At 74.1% G+C, this 18173-nt stretch carries 20 protein-coding genes; 3 read left to right on the top strand and 17 right to left on the bottom strand.

All coding sequences use genetic code 11. The annotated features are described in order from the left end of the window. Positions 1-4: 4 nt before the first annotated feature. The 5 genes from RE027_RS02365 to RE027_RS02385 all read right to left on the bottom strand — a co-directional run bounded on the left by RE027_RS02365 (position 5) and on the right by RE027_RS02385 (position 3311). Complete coding sequence (locus RE027_RS02365) at positions 5-907, bottom strand: TrmH family RNA methyltransferase (RefSeq protein WP_368806640.1); 903 nt, start codon at positions 905-907, stop codon at positions 5-7. 14 nt (positions 908-921) lie between these two features. Then, complete coding sequence (gene rplT / locus RE027_RS02370; protein WP_368806641.1) at positions 922-1311, bottom strand: 50S ribosomal protein L20; 390 nt, start codon at positions 1309-1311, stop codon at positions 922-924. Positions 1312-1406: 95 nt separating this feature from the next. After that, on the bottom strand, positions 1407-1601 hold the full coding sequence (gene rpmI, locus RE027_RS02375) for a 50S ribosomal protein L35 (RefSeq protein WP_017832891.1): 195 nt from the start codon (positions 1599-1601) through the stop codon (positions 1407-1409). Positions 1602-1758: 157 nt separating this feature from the next. Beyond that, the gene (infC, locus tag RE027_RS02380) at positions 1759-2715 is read right to left on the bottom strand and encodes a translation initiation factor IF-3 (protein ID WP_368806938.1); all 957 of its coding nucleotides are present in this window, start codon (positions 2713-2715) and stop codon (positions 1759-1761) included. Between the two features lie 299 nt (positions 2716-3014). Continuing rightward, a complete protein-coding gene (locus tag RE027_RS02385) occupies positions 3015-3311 on the bottom strand; it encodes a DUF503 domain-containing protein (RefSeq protein WP_368806642.1) in 297 nt (98 codons plus the stop codon). Positions 3312-3396: 85 nt separating this feature from the next. Here RE027_RS02385 and RE027_RS02390 point away from each other — a divergent pair, with 85 nt between their 5' ends. Continuing rightward, positions 3397-3813 carry a DUF1844 domain-containing protein gene (locus RE027_RS02390; RefSeq protein ID WP_368806643.1) on the top strand — a complete coding sequence of 139 codons (417 nt, stop codon included), beginning with the start codon at positions 3397-3399 and terminating at the stop codon, positions 3811-3813. Positions 3814-3861: 48 nt separating this feature from the next. Here the strand turns inward: RE027_RS02390 and RE027_RS02395 are convergent, their stop codons facing one another. From RE027_RS02395 to RE027_RS02425, 7 genes are all read right to left on the bottom strand, one after another. Beyond that, positions 3862-4716, bottom strand: coding sequence for an SseB family protein (locus tag RE027_RS02395; protein ID WP_368806644.1), 855 nt, complete (start codon positions 4714-4716; stop codon positions 3862-3864). Continuing rightward, on the bottom strand, positions 4713-5465 hold the full coding sequence (gene priA / locus RE027_RS02400; RefSeq protein ID WP_368806645.1) for a bifunctional 1-(5-phosphoribosyl)-5-((5-phosphoribosylamino)methylideneamino)imidazole-4-carboxamide isomerase/phosphoribosylanthranilate isomerase PriA: 753 nt from the start codon (positions 5463-5465) through the stop codon (positions 4713-4715). Before priA ends, RE027_RS02395 begins: the two co-directional genes overlap by 4 nt. A gap of 81 nt (positions 5466-5546) precedes the next feature. Continuing rightward, complete coding sequence (locus RE027_RS02405; protein ID WP_368806646.1) at positions 5547-5708, bottom strand: CG2302 family histidine operon protein; 162 nt, start codon at positions 5706-5708, stop codon at positions 5547-5549. Further along, positions 5705-6469, bottom strand: a complete 765-nt coding sequence (hisH, locus tag RE027_RS02410) for an imidazole glycerol phosphate synthase subunit HisH (protein ID WP_368806647.1) — start codon at positions 6467-6469, stop codon at positions 5705-5707. Before hisH ends, RE027_RS02405 begins: the two co-directional genes overlap by 4 nt. Positions 6470-6486: 17 nt before the next feature. Further along, on the bottom strand, positions 6487-7116 hold the full coding sequence (hisB, locus tag RE027_RS02415; protein ID WP_368806648.1) for an imidazoleglycerol-phosphate dehydratase HisB: 630 nt from the start codon (positions 7114-7116) through the stop codon (positions 6487-6489). 163 nt (positions 7117-7279) lie between these two features. Next, positions 7280-8383: a histidinol-phosphate transaminase gene (locus tag RE027_RS02420; RefSeq protein ID WP_368806649.1), complete on the bottom strand. Its 1104-nt coding sequence runs from the start codon at positions 8381-8383 to the stop codon at positions 7280-7282. A gap of 77 nt (positions 8384-8460) precedes the next feature. After that, the gene (locus RE027_RS02425; protein ID WP_368806650.1) at positions 8461-8889 is read right to left on the bottom strand and encodes a LysM peptidoglycan-binding domain-containing protein; all 429 of its coding nucleotides are present in this window, start codon (positions 8887-8889) and stop codon (positions 8461-8463) included. A gap of 341 nt (positions 8890-9230) precedes the next feature. Between RE027_RS02425 and lexA the strand changes: the two genes are divergently transcribed. Next, positions 9231-9986, top strand: a complete 756-nt coding sequence (gene lexA, locus RE027_RS02430; RefSeq protein WP_368806651.1) for a transcriptional repressor LexA — start codon at positions 9231-9233, stop codon at positions 9984-9986. A 61-nt stretch (positions 9987-10047) separates the two neighbouring features. Here the strand turns inward: lexA and RE027_RS02435 are convergent, their stop codons facing one another. Then, the gene (locus tag RE027_RS02435; RefSeq protein WP_368806652.1) at positions 10048-12129 is read right to left on the bottom strand and encodes an ATP-dependent DNA helicase; all 2082 of its coding nucleotides are present in this window, start codon (positions 12127-12129) and stop codon (positions 10048-10050) included. A 4-nt stretch (positions 12130-12133) separates the two neighbouring features. Then, positions 12134-13780, bottom strand: a complete 1647-nt coding sequence (gene hflX / locus RE027_RS02440; protein WP_368806653.1) for a GTPase HflX — start codon at positions 13778-13780, stop codon at positions 12134-12136. A 118-nt stretch (positions 13781-13898) separates the two neighbouring features. Here hflX and RE027_RS02445 point away from each other — a divergent pair, with 118 nt between their 5' ends. Further along, a complete protein-coding gene (locus RE027_RS02445) occupies positions 13899-14561 on the top strand; it encodes a class I SAM-dependent methyltransferase (protein ID WP_368806654.1) in 663 nt (220 codons plus the stop codon). An 18-nt stretch (positions 14562-14579) separates the two neighbouring features. Here RE027_RS02445 and dapF read toward each other — a convergent pair whose 3' ends face one another. From dapF to miaB, 3 genes are all read right to left on the bottom strand, one after another. Then, positions 14580-15536: a diaminopimelate epimerase gene (gene dapF, locus RE027_RS02450; RefSeq protein ID WP_368806939.1), complete on the bottom strand. Its 957-nt coding sequence runs from the start codon at positions 15534-15536 to the stop codon at positions 14580-14582. A 75-nt stretch (positions 15537-15611) separates the two neighbouring features. Continuing rightward, positions 15612-16541 (bottom strand): tRNA (adenosine(37)-N6)-dimethylallyltransferase MiaA, encoded by a 930-nt coding sequence (gene miaA / locus RE027_RS02455; RefSeq protein ID WP_368806655.1) that lies wholly within the window; start codon positions 16539-16541, stop codon positions 15612-15614. Next, complete coding sequence (gene miaB, locus RE027_RS02460; protein WP_368806940.1) at positions 16538-18067, bottom strand: tRNA (N6-isopentenyl adenosine(37)-C2)-methylthiotransferase MiaB; 1530 nt, start codon at positions 18065-18067, stop codon at positions 16538-16540. Before miaB ends, miaA begins: the two co-directional genes overlap by 4 nt. Positions 18068-18173 lie beyond the last annotated feature (106 nt).

The following is an 18173-nucleotide window of genomic DNA, read 5'->3' on the forward strand; positions in this document are numbered from 1 at the left end:
CGGGTCAGCGCCCGGTCCGCCGCTGTGCGCGCGCCGACGCGTAGAGGCACACGGTGGCCGCGGTGCCCACGTTGAGCGACTCGGCCCGCCCGTGGACCGGCACGGCGACGCGGTGGTCGGCCAGCGCCTTCTCGTCCTCCGACAGGCCCTGGGCTTCGTTGCCGAAGAGCCACACGGTGGGCCGGGCCAGGTCGTAGCCGTCTTCTGCGGCGCCGAGGCCGGCGGCGCGCGCCGCGGAGAGGTCCTGGAGCCGGTCGAGGTCGACGTCGCCGCGGCCGTCCGCCGCGAGCACGCCGCAGCCCGCGGCGCGGGCGGCGCGGACCAGCTCGGGCAGGTCGGCGCCCACGGCGACGGGCAGGTGGAAGAGGGAGCCGGCGGTCGACCGCACGGCCTTGGGGTTGTAGACGTCGACGCTGCCGGCGGTGAGCACGAGCGCGTCGGCGCCCGCCGCGTCGGCGGCACGCAGGAGGGTGCCCGCGTTGCCGGGGTCCTGCACCCGGGCCAGGACGGCCACGAGCCGGGGGGCGGCCTCGAGGATCCCCGCCACGGGCACGTCCAGGGTCCGGCCGACCACGACGACGCCCTGCGGGCTCACGGCGTCGCTCATGGCGGAGAGCACCTCCCGGGTCACGAGCCGGACGAACACGGCCCGGTCGGCGGCGACGCGCTCGAGCAGGGCGGTGATGTCCGGGTGCTGGGACAGGGCGTCCTCGGTCACGTAGACGGCGTCCACGCACGGGGACTCGAGGTGCCGGGCGAGAGCCTCCCGGGCGTTCTGCGGGCCCTCGGCGAGGAACAGGCCGCGCTTGGAACGCGCGGAGCGCCCGGCCAGTCCCGCGACGTCCCGCACCCGATCGGCTCGGGGGTTGGACATCGGCTGGGCGGCCAGGCGCTCCGTGAGGTTCACTGCTCCGACTGGGCTCAGGCGGCGGCTTCGCGCGGCGCGGAGGTGTCCTCCGGCAGGGCGTTCTTCGCGATCTCGACCAGGCCGGCGAACGCCTGCTGGTCGTTGACGGCCAGCTCGGCGAGCATGCGGCGGTCGACCTCCACCTCGGCGGCCTTGAGGCCCTGGATGAAGCGGTTGTAGGTCAGGCCGTTGGCGCGGGCCGCAGCGTTGATGCGCTGGATCCACAGCCGGCGGAAGTCGCCCTTGCGCTTGCGGCGGTCGTTGTAGCTGTAGACGAACGAGTGGGTGACCTGCTCCTTCGCCTTGCGGTAGAGGCGCGAGCGCTGACCGCGGTAGCCGGAGGCCTGCTCGAGGATGACCCGGCGCTTCTTGTGGGCGTTGACCGCCCGCTTCACACGTGCCACGTGTGTACTCCTTCACTTCGGTCCCGGCCGCGCGGCCGGGAGGTCAAATCTGTGCGGGGCGGGGAGACGGGCTCCCCGGGGGATGCGGTGGGGGGCTACTTGCCCAGCATCTTCTTGATGACCTTCGCGTCGCCGGGGGCCACGATCTGGTCGGAGGCCAGGCGACGGGTCAGCCGGGAGGACTTGTGCTCCAGGTAGTGGCGGCGATTGGCCTGCTGGCGCTTCACCTTGCCGGTACCGGTGAGCTTGAAGCGCTTCTTCGCCCCGCTGTGGGTCTTCATCTTCGGCATGTGGGCCGCTCTCCTTACGATTCTTCCGGTGGTGACCACCGGAGGGCACGACGACGTCCGTCGCACCTCAACGGTGCCCTGCAGGCACAGCCGGGACCGGCTGCGCCCGCAGGGCGTTGTCAGTTCTGCTCCGCTCGCGCGGAAGGTCTTCTGCCGTTCAGGCCCGGGGACCGGGCCGGGCGCCCGGCTTGGGCCCGGGCCGAGGGGCCTTGGGCGCCGGCCGCGGCGCGGCCGGGGCCTCGGGGACCGGTGCCTGCTCCGGGACCTCGGCCTCGGGGGCCGGTGCCGTTGCCGGGACCTCGGGCGCCTGCTCCGAGGCCTGGGGCTCCGTCTCCGGGGCCTGGGCCTCGGGCTCCGGGGCCTGCACCTCGGGCTCCGGGGCCTGGGCCTCGGGGACCGCCTCCGGAGCCTGGGGCTCCGGCGCCGTCTGCTGCGCCGGCTCCTCGGTCCGTGCGGCCTGCTCGCGCAGCTCGGCCGGGAACGCGTCCCCGATCGACTGGGTCACGGGCTCGGCGGAGGAGGTGTCGAGCTTGGCCTTGCGGTCGTTCTCGGCGCGGGCGTCCTCGCGCTGCTTCTGGCGGCGCGCCTCGGCCTTGGCCTCGGCCTTGTTCTTCAGCGGCCCGACGACCATGACCATGTTGCGCCCGTCGACCCGGGGGCTCGACTCGACGACGCCGACCTCGGCGACGTCGTTGGCGAAGCGCTCGAGCAGGCGCACGCCCATCTCGGGGCGCTGCTGCTCACGGCCGCGGAACTGGATCATGGCCTTGACCTTGTCGCCGGAGCCGAGGAAGCGCTTGGCGTGGCCGACCTTGGTCTCGTAGTCGTGGGTGTCGATCTTGAGCCGGAACCGGACCTCCTTGAGGACCGTGTTCGTCTGGTTCTTGCGCGACTCCCGGGCCTTGACCGCGGCCTCGTACTTGTACTTGCCGAAGTCCATGAGCTTGGCCACCGGCGGCTTGGCGTTGGGCGCCACCTCGACCAGATCGAGATCCGATTCGCGGGCCAGCCTCAGTGCGTCCTCGACGCGGACGATGCCGACCTGCTCGCCTGCGGGTCCGACGAGACGGACTTCGGGGACTCGGATTCTGTCATTGATACGTGGATCGCTAATGCCGTGCTCCTGATGTTCTGCGTGATCGCCCGGAGGTTTCCGGGGACCTCATGGTTCTGTCCGGTCCGCAACGACAAAGAGCCCCCGCTGCGGTCGGCAAGCGGAGGCTCATCGGTGCACCGCCTCCAGGGCGTTGCACTGCGTGACGGATCCGGCGCGGAGAACCCCGCCGGGCCGTCGTGCGGACGATGTCGTCGCGAACCCGGCGACCGTGGTCGGCGCGGGTGGGAGTCTCCTCCACTTGCACACTGCCCACCACTCTAGCCCATGGAGCGGGCGTTGGGGAACCGGGGCGCCCGTCACTCGTCCTCGGTCGTGTGCAGGCCGCGGCGGGCCGAGAGGAGCTCGATCTCCGGGCGGGCCGCGACGAAGCGCTCGAGCTGGTCGAGGACCTCGACGAGGTGGGCGGCGTCCCCGGCGACCGCGCCGGCCCCCACCAGGGCCCGGCGGTGCAGGTCGAGGTGCCCGACCTCCGCGGCGCTCACCGGGAACCGGCGGCGCAGCTCGGCCACGAGCGGCCGCACCACGGAGCGCTTGCCCTTGAGGGAGTGCACGTCCCCCAGCAGCACGTCGAACTCGATCCACCCGATCCACACAGCGGCCTCGCTCCCCTCTCCGTCCGGTGCCGTACCCCCTGCAGGATAGGCCGGACGGCGCACGGCGGTGTGGCAGAGTTGCACCATGACTTCCGAGAACACCTTCCGCTTCGACGACGACGACGACGCCGCCCGGCCCGGCCAGGAGATCCCGCAGGAGACGGTCCAGGCCGTCGACGAGCAGATGCGCGACATCGCCGAGGTCCCGGCCATCGAGGTCATCACCACCGCGGCCGTCCACCTCATGAGCGCGGCCGCCGTGAAGTGCGGTCTGGCCGCCGGCGAGGACGCGGACGAGCTCAAGGACCTGGACGAGGCCCGCAAGCTCATCACCGCGCTGGCCGGGTTCGTCACGGCCGCCGCCCCGGAGATCGGCTCCCAGCACGCCGCCCCGCTGCGCGACGGCCTGCGCACGCTCCAGTTGGCCTTCCGCGAGGCGTCGCTCTACCCGGACGCCCCCGGGCAGGGCCCCGGCGAGAAGTTCACCGGCCCGGTGAGCTGAGCCCGGCCTGAACCAGCACGACACTGCGGGCTGATCCGGGCAACCGGGTCAGCCCGCCGTCGTGAGGCGCAGCTGCATCGAGTCGACGTCCTCGGCCAGGGCGGGCTCGATGCTCAGCCGGGCCTGGAAGCGGGCGAGCACGTCGTCCAGGCCCGCCCGGTCGAGGCCCGCGCGCAGCGCCAGGACGACCGCGAGCTCGGGTCCGGCTCCCCCGCCGTCGACCACCGTGCCGTCCGCGGCGCGGGCCGCGACGCCGTCGCCCGGAGCCACCCCCGCCGACACCACCCCGGGCAGCCCCGCGGCGCAGCGGCGCACGGCCTCCTCGACCGCCGCGCTGCGGTAGGACGGGGTCCACACGCGGCCCTGGGCGAGCGCCCAGAGCCCCGGCCGGCGCACCACGAAGGGCAGCGCCGTGCCCGGGTCCAGCACGAGCAGCTGGGTGCCGTCCTTGACCGCGGCCACCGCCGCCCGCCGGACGTCCGTGGCCACGGGACGGGCCTGGGGGTGCCAGGCCGTGAGCGCGGCCGTGGACGTGAAGACCGGCAGCACCTGGCGGCCGTCGGCCGCGCGCAGCGACACGAGGGCCATGTCGGCCTCCTTGTCGGCCACGTGCCCGGACGCGGTGACGGTCGAGGCGGAGACCTCGGCCACGACCGGCACGAAGACCCGCGTGCCGGCCAGGGCCGCGACCACCTGCGCCTCGTCCCCGGTTCCGGCCCGCAGGGCCGCGAGCGCCTCGAGCACCACGGCGGCGGCGGCGCCGTCGTCGTCCGGGAACCGGTGGCTGTGGCTGGTGCCCTCCCCCAGGTTGCGCCCGGCCCAGGCCTGGCCGCCGGTGTCCTCCGTGCCGCCGGCGCTCGCGAGCTGGGCCGCGATGTGGCCGGGGAGCCGGCGCTCGGTCACCGCGCCGCCGGACGGCCCGCCACGTCGAGGGCCTCCTCGAGCGTGAACCGGCCCGCGTAGAGGGCCTTGCCCACGATGGCGCCCTCGACGCCCGAGGGCACCAGGGTCCGCAGGGCCGCGAGGTCGTCGAGGGAGGAGATGCCGCCGGAGGCGACCACGGGCTTGTCGGTGCGGGTGGCGACCTCCCGGAGCAGCTCGAGGTTCGGGCCCTTCAGCGTGCCGTCCTTGGTCACGTCGGTGACCACGTAGCGGGCGCAGCCGTGCTCCTCGAGCCGGTCCAGGACCTCCCAGAGGTCCCCGCCCTCCTCGGTCCACCCGCGGGCGGCGAGGGTGGTGCCGCGCACGTCGAGGCCCACCGCGATGACCTCGCCGTGCTCGGCGATGACCTTCCGGGTCCACTCCGGGTTCTCGAGGGCCGCGGTGCCCAGGTTGATCCGGGCCGGGTCCAGGGACAGCGCCCGCTCCAGGGAGGCGTCGTCCCGGATGCCGCCGGACATCTCGACCTTCAGCTCGAGCTCGGCGGCGACGCGGCGCAGCACGTCGATGTTGTCGCCGCGGCCGAAGGCGGCGTCGAGGTCCACCAGGTGGATCCACTCGGCCCCCGCCTCCTGCCACGCGAGCGCGGCCTCCAGCGGGTCGCCGTAACCGGTCTCGGAACCGGCCTCGCCCTGCACCAGGCGCACGGCCTGGCCGTCCGCGACGTCGACGGCGGGCAGCAGCTGCAGGCGGAGGGTCTCGCTCAGGGGCATGGGATCTCTCTCTTCTCGGGCTTCGGGGAGTGCTCGGGCTGGTGGGACTGCTCGGGGTCGGGCGGGCGGGAACGGGCGGGCTCAGCGGCCCTGGAACCAGGCGTACCAGCCGAAGCCGATGAGCCCGGCGGCGAGCAGCGCCATCAGCGCCACCGCCCAGGTCGGCTTCCTCTGCTGGTGGAAGGAGATGGCCCCGCCCGCGAGGAACGCGCCGAGGGCCATGACGAGGACCGCCGTGCTCACGCGGCGCCGTCCTCCTGCTGGAGGGTCGGCCGCCCGGCCAGGGTGTCCCCGCCGAGGGGGTCGCCGGCCTTGAGGTGGTCCAGCCGGCCGGTCCGCGGGAGGGTGCCCAACCAGTTGCGCAGCAGCTGGATGCCGGCCTCGGAGGACTTCTCGGGGTGGAACTGCGTGGCGCACAGGGCCCCGTTCTCCACGGCGGCGATGAACCGCCCGCCGTGGTCCGACCAGGTGACCTGCGGCGGCTTCATCCGCTGGATGCTCTGGGGGAAGTCCCACTCCTGCACCCCGTAGGAGTGCACGAAGTAGAACCGCTCGTCCTCGATGCCGCGGAACAGCACCGTGTCCTCGGGCGGCTCGACCGTGTTCCAGCCCATGTGCGGCACCACGTCGGCCCGGAGGCGCTCGACGACGCCGGGCCACTCGCCCATGCCCTCGGTCTCCTGTCCGTGCTCGACCCCGGACTCGAAGAGGACCTGCAGGCCCACGCAGATGCCCAGCACGGGACGCCCCCCGGCGAGGCGGCGACCGATCAGCCGCAGGCCGTCGACGGAGCGCAGCCCGTCCATGACCGCGGCGAACGCGCCGACGCCGGGGACCACGAGCCCGTCGGCGTCCAGGACGGCCCCGGGGTCGGCGCTGAGCACCACGTCGGCGCCGGCGGCCTCGAGGGCGCGCACCGCCGAGCGGACGTTGCCCGCCCCGTAGTCCAGGACCGCCACGGTGGGCCGGGCGGCCTCCTCCGGCCGGGGGCTGTCGTCTGCCATCAGGTGTCCTTCCGTGCTCACAGGGCGCCCTTCGTCGACGGGATGCCGCTGACCCGGGGGTCGGGCTCCACGGCCTGGCGCAGGGCGCGCGCCAGCGCCTTGAACTGCGCCTCGGCGATGTGGTGGGGGTCCCGGCCCGCCAGCAGCGTGACGTGCAGGCAGATCCCCGCGTGGTAGGCCAGGGACTCGAGGACGTGCTGGACCATCGAGCCGGTGAAGTGTCCGCCGATCAGGTGGTACTGCTGCCCCTCGGGCTCCCCCGTGTGCACCGCGTAGGGGCGGCCCGAGATGTCCACCACGGCGTTGGCCAGGGCCTCGTCCAGGGGGACGGTGGCCTCGCCGAAACGGCGGATGCCGGCCTTGTCGCCCAGGGCCTGGCGCAGGGCGTCGCCGAGGACGATCGCCGTGTCCTCCACCGTGTGGTGGACGTCGATGTGGGTGTCGCCCGTGGCCCGGATCCGCATGTCGATGAGGGAGTGCTTGGACAGGGCGGTCAGCATGTGGTCGTAGAACGGCACCGAGGTGTCGATGTCGTGGACGCCCGTGCCGTCGAGGTCGATCTCGACGGACACCGAGGACTCGCTGGTGCGCCGCTCGAGGAAGGCGCGGCGGGGGGCACGGGTGCCGGTGGGGTTCTGGTCGGACATGCGGGTGGAACTCCTCGCGGGCGCGGCGCGGCCGTCGGCGGGCCGCGGGTGGCCCGGGCCGCCCCGGGCGGGCGGCGCTTCGGGCCCGGTGGTTGTCTGCCTCCATGCTATCCGGGACGGGAGGTCCCGCCGTCCCGGGACGGGAGGCCCCCGTCCCCGGGGCTCAGCCGGCGGAGACGATCCGCTCCAGGCTGGCCAGGAAGGCGGTGGTCTCCTCCTCCGTGCCGGCGGTGACGCGCAGGTGGCCGGGGATCCCGACGTCGCGCACGAGCACGCCGTCCTCCAGGAGGGCCTGCCACATCGCCCGGGAGTCGGGCATGCCGCCGAAGAAGACGAAGTTGGAGTCCGACGCCGCCGGGTCGAGCCCGAGCCGGCGGAGCTCGTCGACGATCCGGTCCCGTTGCCGCTTGATGTCCTCGACGTTGGCCAGCAGCGCGTCCGAGTGCCGCAGGGCGGCCAGGGCGGTGGCCTGGGTCACGGCCGAGAGGTGGTAGGGCAGGCGCACGAGGCGGACCGCGTCGGCCACCTCCGGGGCCGCGGCGAAGTAGCCCAGCCGGGCACCGGCGAGCGCGAAGGCCTTGCTCATGGTGCGGGTGACGACCAGGCGGGGCCTGCTCTCCAGCAGGGCGAGCGCGGTGTCCGTCCCCCGGTGGGAGAACTCGGCGTAGGCCTCGTCCACCACCACGACCGTGCGGAAGGGCTCCCCGGCCTCGTACACGGCGGTCACGACGTCCTCGCCCAGCGCCGTGCCGGTCGGGTTGTTCGGCGAGCACAGGAAGACGACGTCGGGGCGGTGCCGGCGCACCTGCTCGGCCGCGGACGCGGCGGAGAGCCCGAAGTCCGCGGAGCGCTCCCCCGCGACGAAGCCGGTGTGCGTGCCGGCGGCCAGCAGCGGGTACATGGAGTAGGTCGGGACGAAGGTGAGCAGGGAGCGCCCGGGGCCGCCGAAGGCCTGCAGGATCTGCTGCAGGATCTCGTTGGAGCCGTTGGCCGCCCAGAGGTTCTCCGCCGTCAGGCCGTGGCCGAGATAGCCCGCGAGCTCCTCCCGCAGGGCCGTGAACTCCCGATCCGGGTACCGGTTGAGGGTCCAGGCCGCCTCGGTGACCTCCCGCACGATCGCCGCGTGCACGTCCTCCGGGACCGGGTGCGTGTTCTCGTTCGTGTTGAGCGCCACGGCGACGTCGAGCTGCGGGGCACCGTAGGGTGCCTTGCCGCGCAGGTCGTCGCGGAGCGGGAGGGCGTTGAGTCGGTCGAGGTTCTGCGTCACCCGAACAGTTTAGACCGGCCGCTCCGGCCCGACCGGATGCCGCAGGTCTCGCCCTGTCCCGTGGCTCCGGGCACGGCTCAGGCGGCGGGGACCTCGAGGAGCTGGCCGGCCACGAGGACGGAGCTGTCGAGGTCGTTGAGCTCCACGATCTCGGCCACGACGTCCCGCGGGTCGCGCTCCGGGTCGGCGGCCACGGCGAGGTCCCACAGGCTCTGCCCGGGGTGCACCGTGGTCTGCTCCGTGCCGGCGCCCGTCACGGGCTCGCTCGTGGCCGTGGCCGTGGAGGGCACGAGGAAGACCACGGCGAGCACCACCAGCGCCGCCGAGCCGGCCAGCACGGGCAGGCCCAGGAAGACCAGGCGTCCGCGCCGGGTGAGCGTCAGCGGAGAGCGGGAGGCCCGTGCGGACGGGCGTGCCCGCCGGGCGGCGCGGGCGAGGCCGCTGACGGCTCCGGCGGCGCCGGGACGGCGCGCGACGACGGCGCTGAGGGTGGCACTGGCACTCATGACATGAACTCCTTGACGTTCCCGCGCGGGGCGGGCGATCTCGAACACCGGTCCGACCAGCAGCCCGTCCGGGCCTGCATTCGATCGAACATACTTTCGAATACCGATGACCCATGTCTAGCACGCGTCTCCGAAGACTGTCGACACCCTGTCGTACATATGTTTGAAGACACTCGGCGTGTCGCCTAGGCTGAGGGCACGTTCGGGCCTCGGGCCGGCGCGCACTTCGATCCCCCGGCGACTGCCGACCGGGAACCATGGAACCACCCGGGTCCGACATCGGAACCGGGCCGGTGCGCACCGGAGGCACCACCAGCCGGACGCGAAAGGACGACGCTCCCATGGCTCAGCCCCCCACCCCCGAGGACTCCCGCACGCGGTCCGGCGGCCGCGCGCGCAGCCGCGGCCTCAGCGTGCGCCAGCGCACCATCCTCGAGGCCATCCAGCGCTCCATCGCCGAGCACGGCTATCCGCCGTCGATGCGCGAGATCGGCGACCTGGTGGGCCTCGCCTCGCTCTCCAGCGTCACCCACCAGCTCTCCCAGCTCGAGAAGCTGGGCTACCTGCGCCGCGACCCCAAGCGCCCGCGGGCGATGGAGGTCCTCACGCCCCTGCAGCTGCGCGACGCCGCCGGCCCGGCACCGGAGCACGGAGCCGCGGACGCGCCCCGCGGTCCGCGCCCCGCCCTCCCCGACTCCGTCGGGGAGCTGTCGGGCTCGGCGGACGTCACCATGGTCCCGCTCGTGGGCCACATCGCCGCCGGCGGGCCGATCACGGCCGAGCAGGTCGTGGAGGACGTGCTCGCCCTGCCCCGCCAGCTCGTCGGCCACGGCGAGCTGTTCATGCTGCTGGTCAAGGGCGACTCCATGGTCGACGCCGCCATCTGCGACGGCGACTGGGTCGTGGTCCGCCGGCAGAGCGCCGCCGACAACGGGGACATCGTGGCCGCCCTGCTCGACGACGAGGCCACCGTCAAGACCTTCCGCCAGCGCGACGGGCACACGTGGCTGCTCCCCCAGAACACCCGCTACGAGCCGATCCTCGGGGACCACGCCACGGTGATGGGCAAGGTCGTCTCGGTGCTGCGCAGCCTCTGACGATCCGGGACGCGAGGAGGGCCCGGCCGACCGGCCGGGCCCTCCTCGCGTCCCGGGCGGGTCAGGTCGTCGCCAGCCGCTCCAGCGCTCCCAGCACCACCGCCCGGTCCGTGGTCGTCCACAGCGGCGGCAGCGAGCCCCGCAGGAACCCGCCGTAGCGCGCCGTCGCGATCCGGGAGTCCAGGATCGCCACCACGCCGCGGTCCCCGCCGGCACGGATGAGCCGGCCGGCGCCCTGCGCGAGCCGGACCGCGGCGTGCGTCGCCGAGACCGACATGAACCCGTTGCCCCCGGCCCGCTCCGCGGCACGGCTGCGGGCGGTCGCCAGCGGGTCGTCCGGGCGCGGGAAGGGGATCCGGTCGATCATCACGAGACGGCACGAGGACCCCGGCACGTCGACGCCCTGCCACAGGCTCATCGTGCCGAACAGGCTCGTGGCGGGGTCGTCGGTGAACTCCTGGACGAGCCCGGCCAGTGAGGACTCCCCCTGGCACAGGATCGGCAGGTCGGTGCGCCGGCGCAGGGCCTCCGCGGCCTCCTCCGCCGCCCGGCGGGACGAGAACAGTCCCAGCGTCCCGCCGCGGGAGGCCTCGAGCAGGGCCAGCATCTCCTCGAGCTGGGCCTCCGTGAGACGCCGTCCCGGCTTCTCCAGGTGCTTGGCGAGGTAGAGGATGCCCTGCCTGGGGTAGTCGAAGGGGCTGCCCACGTCCACGCCCTCCCAGCGGGGCGCGCCGTCGCCCCGCAGTCCGAGGGCCCCCGCCGCGGAGTCGAACGAGGAGCCGACCGACAGGGTCGCCGAGGTCAGGACCACGGTGCGGCCGTCGAAGAGGCCCTCCCGCAGGGTCCCGGCCACGGACAGCGGCGCCACGTGCAGGGTGGCCGGGTCGGTGTCCCCGGCGGAGACGTAGCCGCGGCCGGGCTCCCAGCCGCCCGGCCGCGAGATCCACAGCACCTCGTGGGAGTCGGTGGCCGCGAGGATGCGCTCGGCCAGCTCGAGCACGTCGCTCACCCGTGAGCGGGCCATCTGCCGGCCGGCGTCGCCGTCCTTCTCGCCCCCGGAGCCGCCCTTGGACTCGCTCATCGCCGTGCGGGCGGCGTCCCGGATCTGGGCCACGGCGGCCGCCTGGGCGTCGTCGAGACCGCGGTGCAGCAGCTCGGCCGGCGCGCCCATCAGCGCGGCCTCGAGATTGGCGGCCCCGGCGGTCAGGGAGTCGGGGTTCGCGGAGGTGTGCTTGCGCAAGGACGCCGCCGCCGCCCGGACCAGGGCGGCCGAGAGCTGGCCGGTGACCGCGCCGGTGACCCGGTCCTGCAGCTCGTGGGCCTCGTCGATCACCACGACGTCGTGCTCGGGCAGCACCGTGATGCCCTCGAACGCGTTGATCGCGAGCAGGGCGTGGTTGGTGATCACGATGTCCGCCTCCCCCGCCCGCTGCTTGGCGAGCTCGGCGAAGCACTCCTCGAACATCGGACAGTTGCGACCCAGGCACTCCTTGGCCGTCACGGAGACCTGGCGCCAGGCCTTGTCGCTGACCCCCGGGAGGATCTCGTCGCGGTCACCGGTCTCGGTCCCGCAGGCCCACTCCCGCAGTCGCTGGACCTCCTGGCCCAGCCGGCCGGGCTGCTCTGTGGCCTCCGGCTGCGCCGCTCCGGGGTGCGGGGCGGCGTCGGGCAGGGCGAAGAGCGCGCCGGGGTCGTCGTCGGACGGGTAGCCGCCCTCAAGCTTGTGCAGGCACGCGTAGTTGCTGCGGCCCTTGAGCAGCGCGACGTCGACCTCCCGCTCGAGCTCGCCCTCCAGGGCGGCCAGCAGGCGGGGCACGTCCCGGCCCACGATCTGCGACTGCAGGGCGAGGGTCGCGGTGGCGACGACCACCGGCTTGTCCGCGTGCTGGGCGTGCTCCACGAGCGGGGCCAGGTAGGCCAGTGACTTCCCCGTCCCCGTCCCCGCCTGGACGAGCAGGTGCCGGCCCCGGTCGAGGGCCTCGGCGACCTTGGCGGTCATCAGCCGCTGGCCGTCCCGAACCTGCCCGCCCATCGCGGTGACCGCGGTGTCGAGCAGGTCCAGGGCGTCCTGGGCTCCGGGCAGCGTCTCCGGGCGCACGCCGGAGACGTCCTGCCCGGACTCGTCCACGAAGGCTGCGGTCACCGGCTCAGGCGCTCTCGGCGCCGAAGCCGGGTGCCTGCTCCGGGGCGAACTCCGCGAGCTCGGCCGCGAGGTCCTCGCGGACCTTCACGAGCAGGTGCGTGCCCTCGGGCAGGTGCTCGGTGCGCAGGATCTCCGCGTCCCAGTCGTGCAGCCGGCTGACGACGTCGCCGCGCTGGTACGGGACCAGCAGGTCCAGCACCGTCTCCGGGCGCGGGATCGACTCGCTGATCCGCTCCCGCAGCGCCTCGAGGCCCTCGCCCGTGCGGGCCGAGACCACCACGACGCTGCGCTCGCGCTGCCGGATCCGCTCGACGACGAAGGGGTCCGCGGCGTCGACCTTGTTGAGCACGATGATCTCGGGGATGTTCTGCGCGTCGATGTCCGTGAACACCTGGCGCACCGCCCGGATCTGGCCCTCGGGGTCCGGGTGGGAGGCGTCCACCACGTGCAGGATGAGGTCGGCGTCGGCGACCTCCTCCAGGGTGGAGCGGAAGGCCTCCACGAGCTGCGTGGGCAGCGAGCGGACGAAGCCGACCGTGTCCGAGAGGGTGTACCCGATGCCGTCCGGCGTCTGCGTCCGGCGGACCGTGGGGTCCAGGGTCGCGAACAGGGCGTTCTCCACGAGCACGCCGGCGTCCGTGAGCCGGTTGAGCAGCGAGGACTTGCCCGCGTTGGTGTAGCCGGCGATCGCCACGGAGGGCACGGAGTTGCGGCGGCGGTTGAGCCGCTTGGTCTCGCGGGCCGGCTTCATCGCGGCGATCTCGCGGCGCAGCTTGGCCATCCGCGTGCGGATCCGGCGGCGGTCCAGCTCGATCTTGGTCTCGCCGGGGCCGCGGGAGCCGATGCCCTCACCGGCGGCGGCGCGGCCACCGGCCTGGCGGGACAGGGACTCGCCCCAGCCGCGCAGGCGCGGGAGCAGGTACTCGAGCTGCGCGAACTCCACCTGTGCCTTGCCCTCCTTGGACTTGGCGTGCTGGGCGAAGATGTCGAGGATCAGAGCGGTGCGGTCGATGACCTTGACCTTGACGACGTCCTCCAGCCCGCGCCGCTGGGACGGGGCCAGCTCGGAGTCCACGACGACGGTGTCGGCGCCGGTCGAGGCGACGATGTCGCGCAGCTCCTTGGCCTTGCCGGAGCCGAGGAAGGTGGCGGGGTCCGGCTTGAGCCGGCGCTGCACGATGCCGTCCAGCACCTCGGAGCCGGCGGTCTCGGCGAGCGCCGCGAGCTCCCGCAGGGAGTTCTCGGCCTCCTGGAGGGTGCCCCCGGTCCAGAGGCCGGCCAGCACGACCCGCTCGAGGCGCAGCTGGCGGTACTCGAGCTCCGTGACGTCCTCGAGCTCGGTGGACAGCCCGCCGACGCGGCGCAGGGCGCGGCGCTCGTCGAGGTCCTGCTGCTCGCCGTCGTGGTCCGAGTGCTCCTGGCCGGTGTCGGCCAGCTCCCGGGCGCGGCCGGTCACCCGCCCGGCCGCGGAGGTCCCCGGATCGTCGTGCTCGCGGCCGGCGTGCTCGCCGCTCTCCGCCTCCCGCGCGCGGGCACGGGACAGGACGCGCTCGACGACGTCCTCGAGGTCCTGCCGGCTCAGGCCGTTCTCGGCCTCCACCGCGGGAGCCGCGGTGCTGTGGTCGGCAGGGATGTTGTGAGACTGGGTCATGGTTCCTTTCGGAAGGATGTGGTTCCTGGATTCTAGTCGCCGCCCCCGACGGCGGAGGCCGTGGGAGGACGCCCGCGCCGTGCGGGCGGCGCCGGTGCGGTCGGTAGCATGAGGATCCATGACACGTCGTCCCGACACCCCCGATCCCGCCGCCAGCCCGGCGACCCCGAACCCGGGGACCGAGCACTACTTCTCGGAGGACCCCTCGGTGCCGGAGGTGCGCCGCCCCGTGACCGTGGCCCTGCGCGGGCGGGAGGTCGTCCTGCAGACCTCCAACGGGGTCTTCAGCCCGCGGGGTCTCGACAAGGGAACGTCCGTGCTGCTCCGAAATGTTCCCGACCCGGCCGGCGAGGAGCTCCTGGACGTCGGGTGCGGCTGGGGCCCGATCGCCCTGAGCCTGGCGGAGGCCGCTCCCGGGGCCCGGGTCACGGCGGTGGACGTCAACGAGCGCTCCCTCGCGCTGACCCGCGACAACTCCGCGGCCCTGGGCCTGGGCAACGTCGAGGTGCTGCTGCCCGAGCAGGTGCCGGCGGAGCGGCGCTTCGACACCATCTGGTCCAATCCGCCGATCCGGATCGGCAAGCCGCAGCTGCACGAGCTGCTGCTGCGCTGGCTCCCCCGGCTGGGCCCGGGCGGGAGCGCGTGGCTGGTGGTGCAGAAGAACCTGGGCGCCGACTCCCTGCAGAAGTGGCTCGCGACCGAGCTGGGCGAGGCCTTCCGCGTGTCCCGGCACGCGACCGACAAGGGGTTCCGGGTGCTGCGGGTCGAGCGGCGGGCCTGAGACCCGGCGGCCCGGGGATCAGACGAAGGTGCCGTCGGCCACGAGCACGGCCGGGCCCGCGAGGACCACGTGCTCCGCACCGTCCGGCGCGGGGACGAACGTGACCGAGACGACCCCGCCGGGCACCTGCACGAGCCACTGGTCCGGAGCCGTCGCCCCGCCCCAGAATCGGGTGGCGGCCGCCGCTGCGCAGGCGCCGGTGCCGCAGGACTGCGTCTCGCCCACCCCGCGCTCGTGCACCCGCATGCGGACCCGGCCCACCCCGTCGTCGTCGCCGTCGGCGGGGACCACGAACTCGACGTTCGTGCCGTCCTCGGGCTCCGGGCGCACGACCGGCGCGGTGAACAGCTCGAGCTGGTCGAGCTTCTCCCCCTCCGCGAGCGCCACGACGGTGTGCGGATTGCCCATCCCGATCGACAGGGCCGGGCGGGGCACCTTCAGCCCCTTCGCGGTCACGACGGCGTCCGAGCCCCGGGAGCGGGCGGTCTGGCCGTCCTGGAAGCTCCACGGGCCCATGTCCACGGCGTAGCCGGAGTCGGTGCGCGCCACGGTCTTCACCCCGGCGCGGGTGCCGATCCGCAGCACGTCCCCCTCGGGGACCTGCACGAGGCCCCGCTCGACGAGGTAGTGGACGAACACGCGCACGCCGTTGCCGCACATCTCCGCGATCGAGCCGTCGTTGTTGCGGTAGTCCATGAACCACTCGGCGTCGGGGGCGTCCGCCAGGACGGTCCGGCCCTCGGGCAGCGCCTCGGAGCGCACGGCGCGGATCAGCCCGTCGCCGCCGATGCCGCGGTGGCGGTCGCACACCAGGGACACCAGGGCGGCGTCGAGCGCGAGCTCGGCGTGCGGGTCCGTCAGCAGTACGAAGTCGTTGCCCGTGCCGTGGCCCTTGGCGAAGGCACGGCCGCGCAGCTCCCCCCAGGGAGCGGCGGCGTCCGGGGCGGGAGCGGTCGGGAGGGTGTCGGGCTGCACGGAGGTCACCCGGTCATGATACGCGGCCCGGCACCGCCCCGGCGGCCGGAGGGAGCCGGAGCGCTCCGGCGCACGCTACCGGCCGGTGGAGCCGCCCGGGACCTGCTCGACGATCCGCACGGCGCGGTCCACGAGCCCGGGCCGGGACGGGTCCAGCCAGTGCACCCGTGGGTCCGCCCGGAACCAGGTGAGCTGGCGGCGGGCGAACTGCCGGGTGGCCACCACGGTGGCCTCGGCCGCGTCCGCGGCCGAGGCCCGGCCGTCCACGACGTCGAGGAACTGCCCGTAGCCCAGGGCGCGGGAGGAGGTGCGCCCGGCGCGCAGCCCGCGCCCGGCGAGCTCGCGCACCTCGGCCTCCAGGCCCGCCTCGACCATGGCGCCGACCCGCCGGGCGAGGCGGGAGTGCAGCTCGGCGCGGTCGAGCTCCAAAGCCAGCTGCACCGTGGGCTGCACGTACTCCCGCCGTGGCATGAAGGAGGTGAAGGGCCGGCCGGTCAGCTCCCACACCTCGAGGGCGCGCACGAGCCGGCGGTCGTCGCGCACCCGGGCCGCGGACTCGGGGTCGACGCGGAGCAGCCGCTCGCGCAGCGCGCCCGGGCCCTGGTCGGCGAGATCCCGTTCGAGCCGGGACCGCACGGCCGGGTCCGTGCCGGGCAGCTCCAGCACGTCCAGGGCGGCGCGGACGTAGAGCCCCGAGCCGCCGACCAGGACGGGAACGCGGCCGCGGGCGCGGATCTGCGCGAAGCACGCCCGGGCGGCACGCTGGAAGTCCGCCACGGAGGCCTCCTCCGTGACGTCCAGGACGTCGAGGAGGTGGTGGGGCACGCCGCGCCGCTCCGCGGCCGTGGCCTTGGCTGTGCCGATGTCCATGCCGCGGTAGAACTGCATCGAGTCGGCGTTGACCACCTCCCCGCCCAGCCGCAGCGCCAGCTCGACGCCGAGGGCGGTCTTGCCCGTCCCCGTGGCACCGACGACGGCGACGACCGGCAGGGCCCCGGCGCTCACCGGACGGGCAGGCTCGGCATGCCCAGGCTCACGGGCCGGGCGCCGGCGCCGTCCGGGGCGGTGGGCGCGCCGCAGGACTCCGCCTGCCGACGGTCCCACGCGTCGCCGGCGCGCGAGCGCCGCAGCTCGTAGTCCCGGGCCTCCCGGGGATCGGCGATGAGGTGGTAGGAGGCGGCGTCGGTGACGGTCACGGTCACGAAGTCACCGGGCCTCGGGAGCTCCGCCCCCTCCGGGACGGAGAAGTGCACGAGCCGCTGGTCCCGTGCGCGCCCGGAGAGACGGTGGGTCTGCCCGGACTTCTTGCCGGCCTCCGCGGTGACGAGCAGCTCGACCCGGCGCCCGACGACCCGGCGGTTCTCCTCCGCCGCGATCCGGTCCTGCAGGGCGACGAGTCGCTCGAAGCGCTCCTGCACCACGGCCTTGGGGATCTGGTCCGCCATCTCCCCCGCGGGGGTGCCGGGCCGGATCGAGTACTGGAACGTGTAGGCGGAGGAGAAGCGGGAGGCGGCCACGACGTCGAGGGTGTCCTGGAAGTCCTCCTCGGTCTCCCCGGGGAAGCCGACGATGATGTCGGTGGTGATCGCCGCCTCGGGGATGCGCTCACGGACGGTGTCCAGGATGCCCAGGAACCGCTTCGAGCGGTACGAGCGCCGCATGTCCTTCAGGATCCGGTCGGACCCGGACTGCAGGGGCATGTGCAGCTGGGGCATCACGTTCGGGGTCTCCGCCATGGCGTCGATGACGTCGTCGGTGAAGGCCGCCGGGTGCGGGCTCGTGAAGCGCACCCGCTCCAGGCCCTCGATCTGCCCGCACGCGCGCAGCAGCTTGGCGAACGCGCCGCGGTCCCCGAACTCGACGCCGTAGGAGTTCACGTTCTGCCCCAGGAGCGTGACCTCGACCGCGCCGTCGTCGACGAGGGCCTGCACCTCGGCGAGGACGTCCCCCGGCCGGCGGTCCCGCTCCTTGCCGCGCAGGGAGGGCACGATGCAGAACGTGCACGTGTTGTTGCAGCCCACGGAGATCGACACCCAGCCGGAGTAGGCGCTGTCCCGCTTGGTCGGCAGCGTGGAGGGGAAGACCTCGAGGGCGTCGAGGATCTCGAGCTGGGCCTCGGCGTTGTGCCGGGAGCGCTCCAGCAGCGCCGGCAGGGACCCGATGTTGTGGGTGCCGAAGACGACGTCGACCCACGGGGCCTTCTCGAGGATCGTGTCCTGGTCCTTCTGCGCCAGGCAGCCGCCCACTGCGATCTGCAGGTCCTTGTTGCGCTTCTTCGCCGGCACGAGCTGGCCGAGGTTGCCGTAGAGCTTGTTGTCGGCGTTCTCGCGCACGGCACAGGTGTTGAACACCACGAGGTCCGGCTCACCGTCCGCGGCGCGGACGTAGCCAGCGGCCTCGAGCAGACCGGTGATCCGCTCGGAGTCGTGGACGTTCATCTGGCACCCGAAGGTGCGCACCTCGTAGGAGCGCGGGACGGGGGCGGTGGCGGACGCGGTCGGGTCCGGGGACGGGGCGGCAGGGGTCGAGATCACCGGTCAATTGTACGGGCCGCGGGCAGCGCCCGTCCCGTCCCCGGCCGCACCGGGACATCCGGCCGGCTCCGCGCCGTTCCAGGGTGTCCCGGCGCGGGGTGCG

Origin of the sequence: Kocuria sabuli (assembly GCF_040981185.1) — a bacterium.
GTDB classification, from domain to species: Bacteria; Actinomycetota; Actinomycetes; order Actinomycetales; family Micrococcaceae; genus Kocuria; species Kocuria sabuli.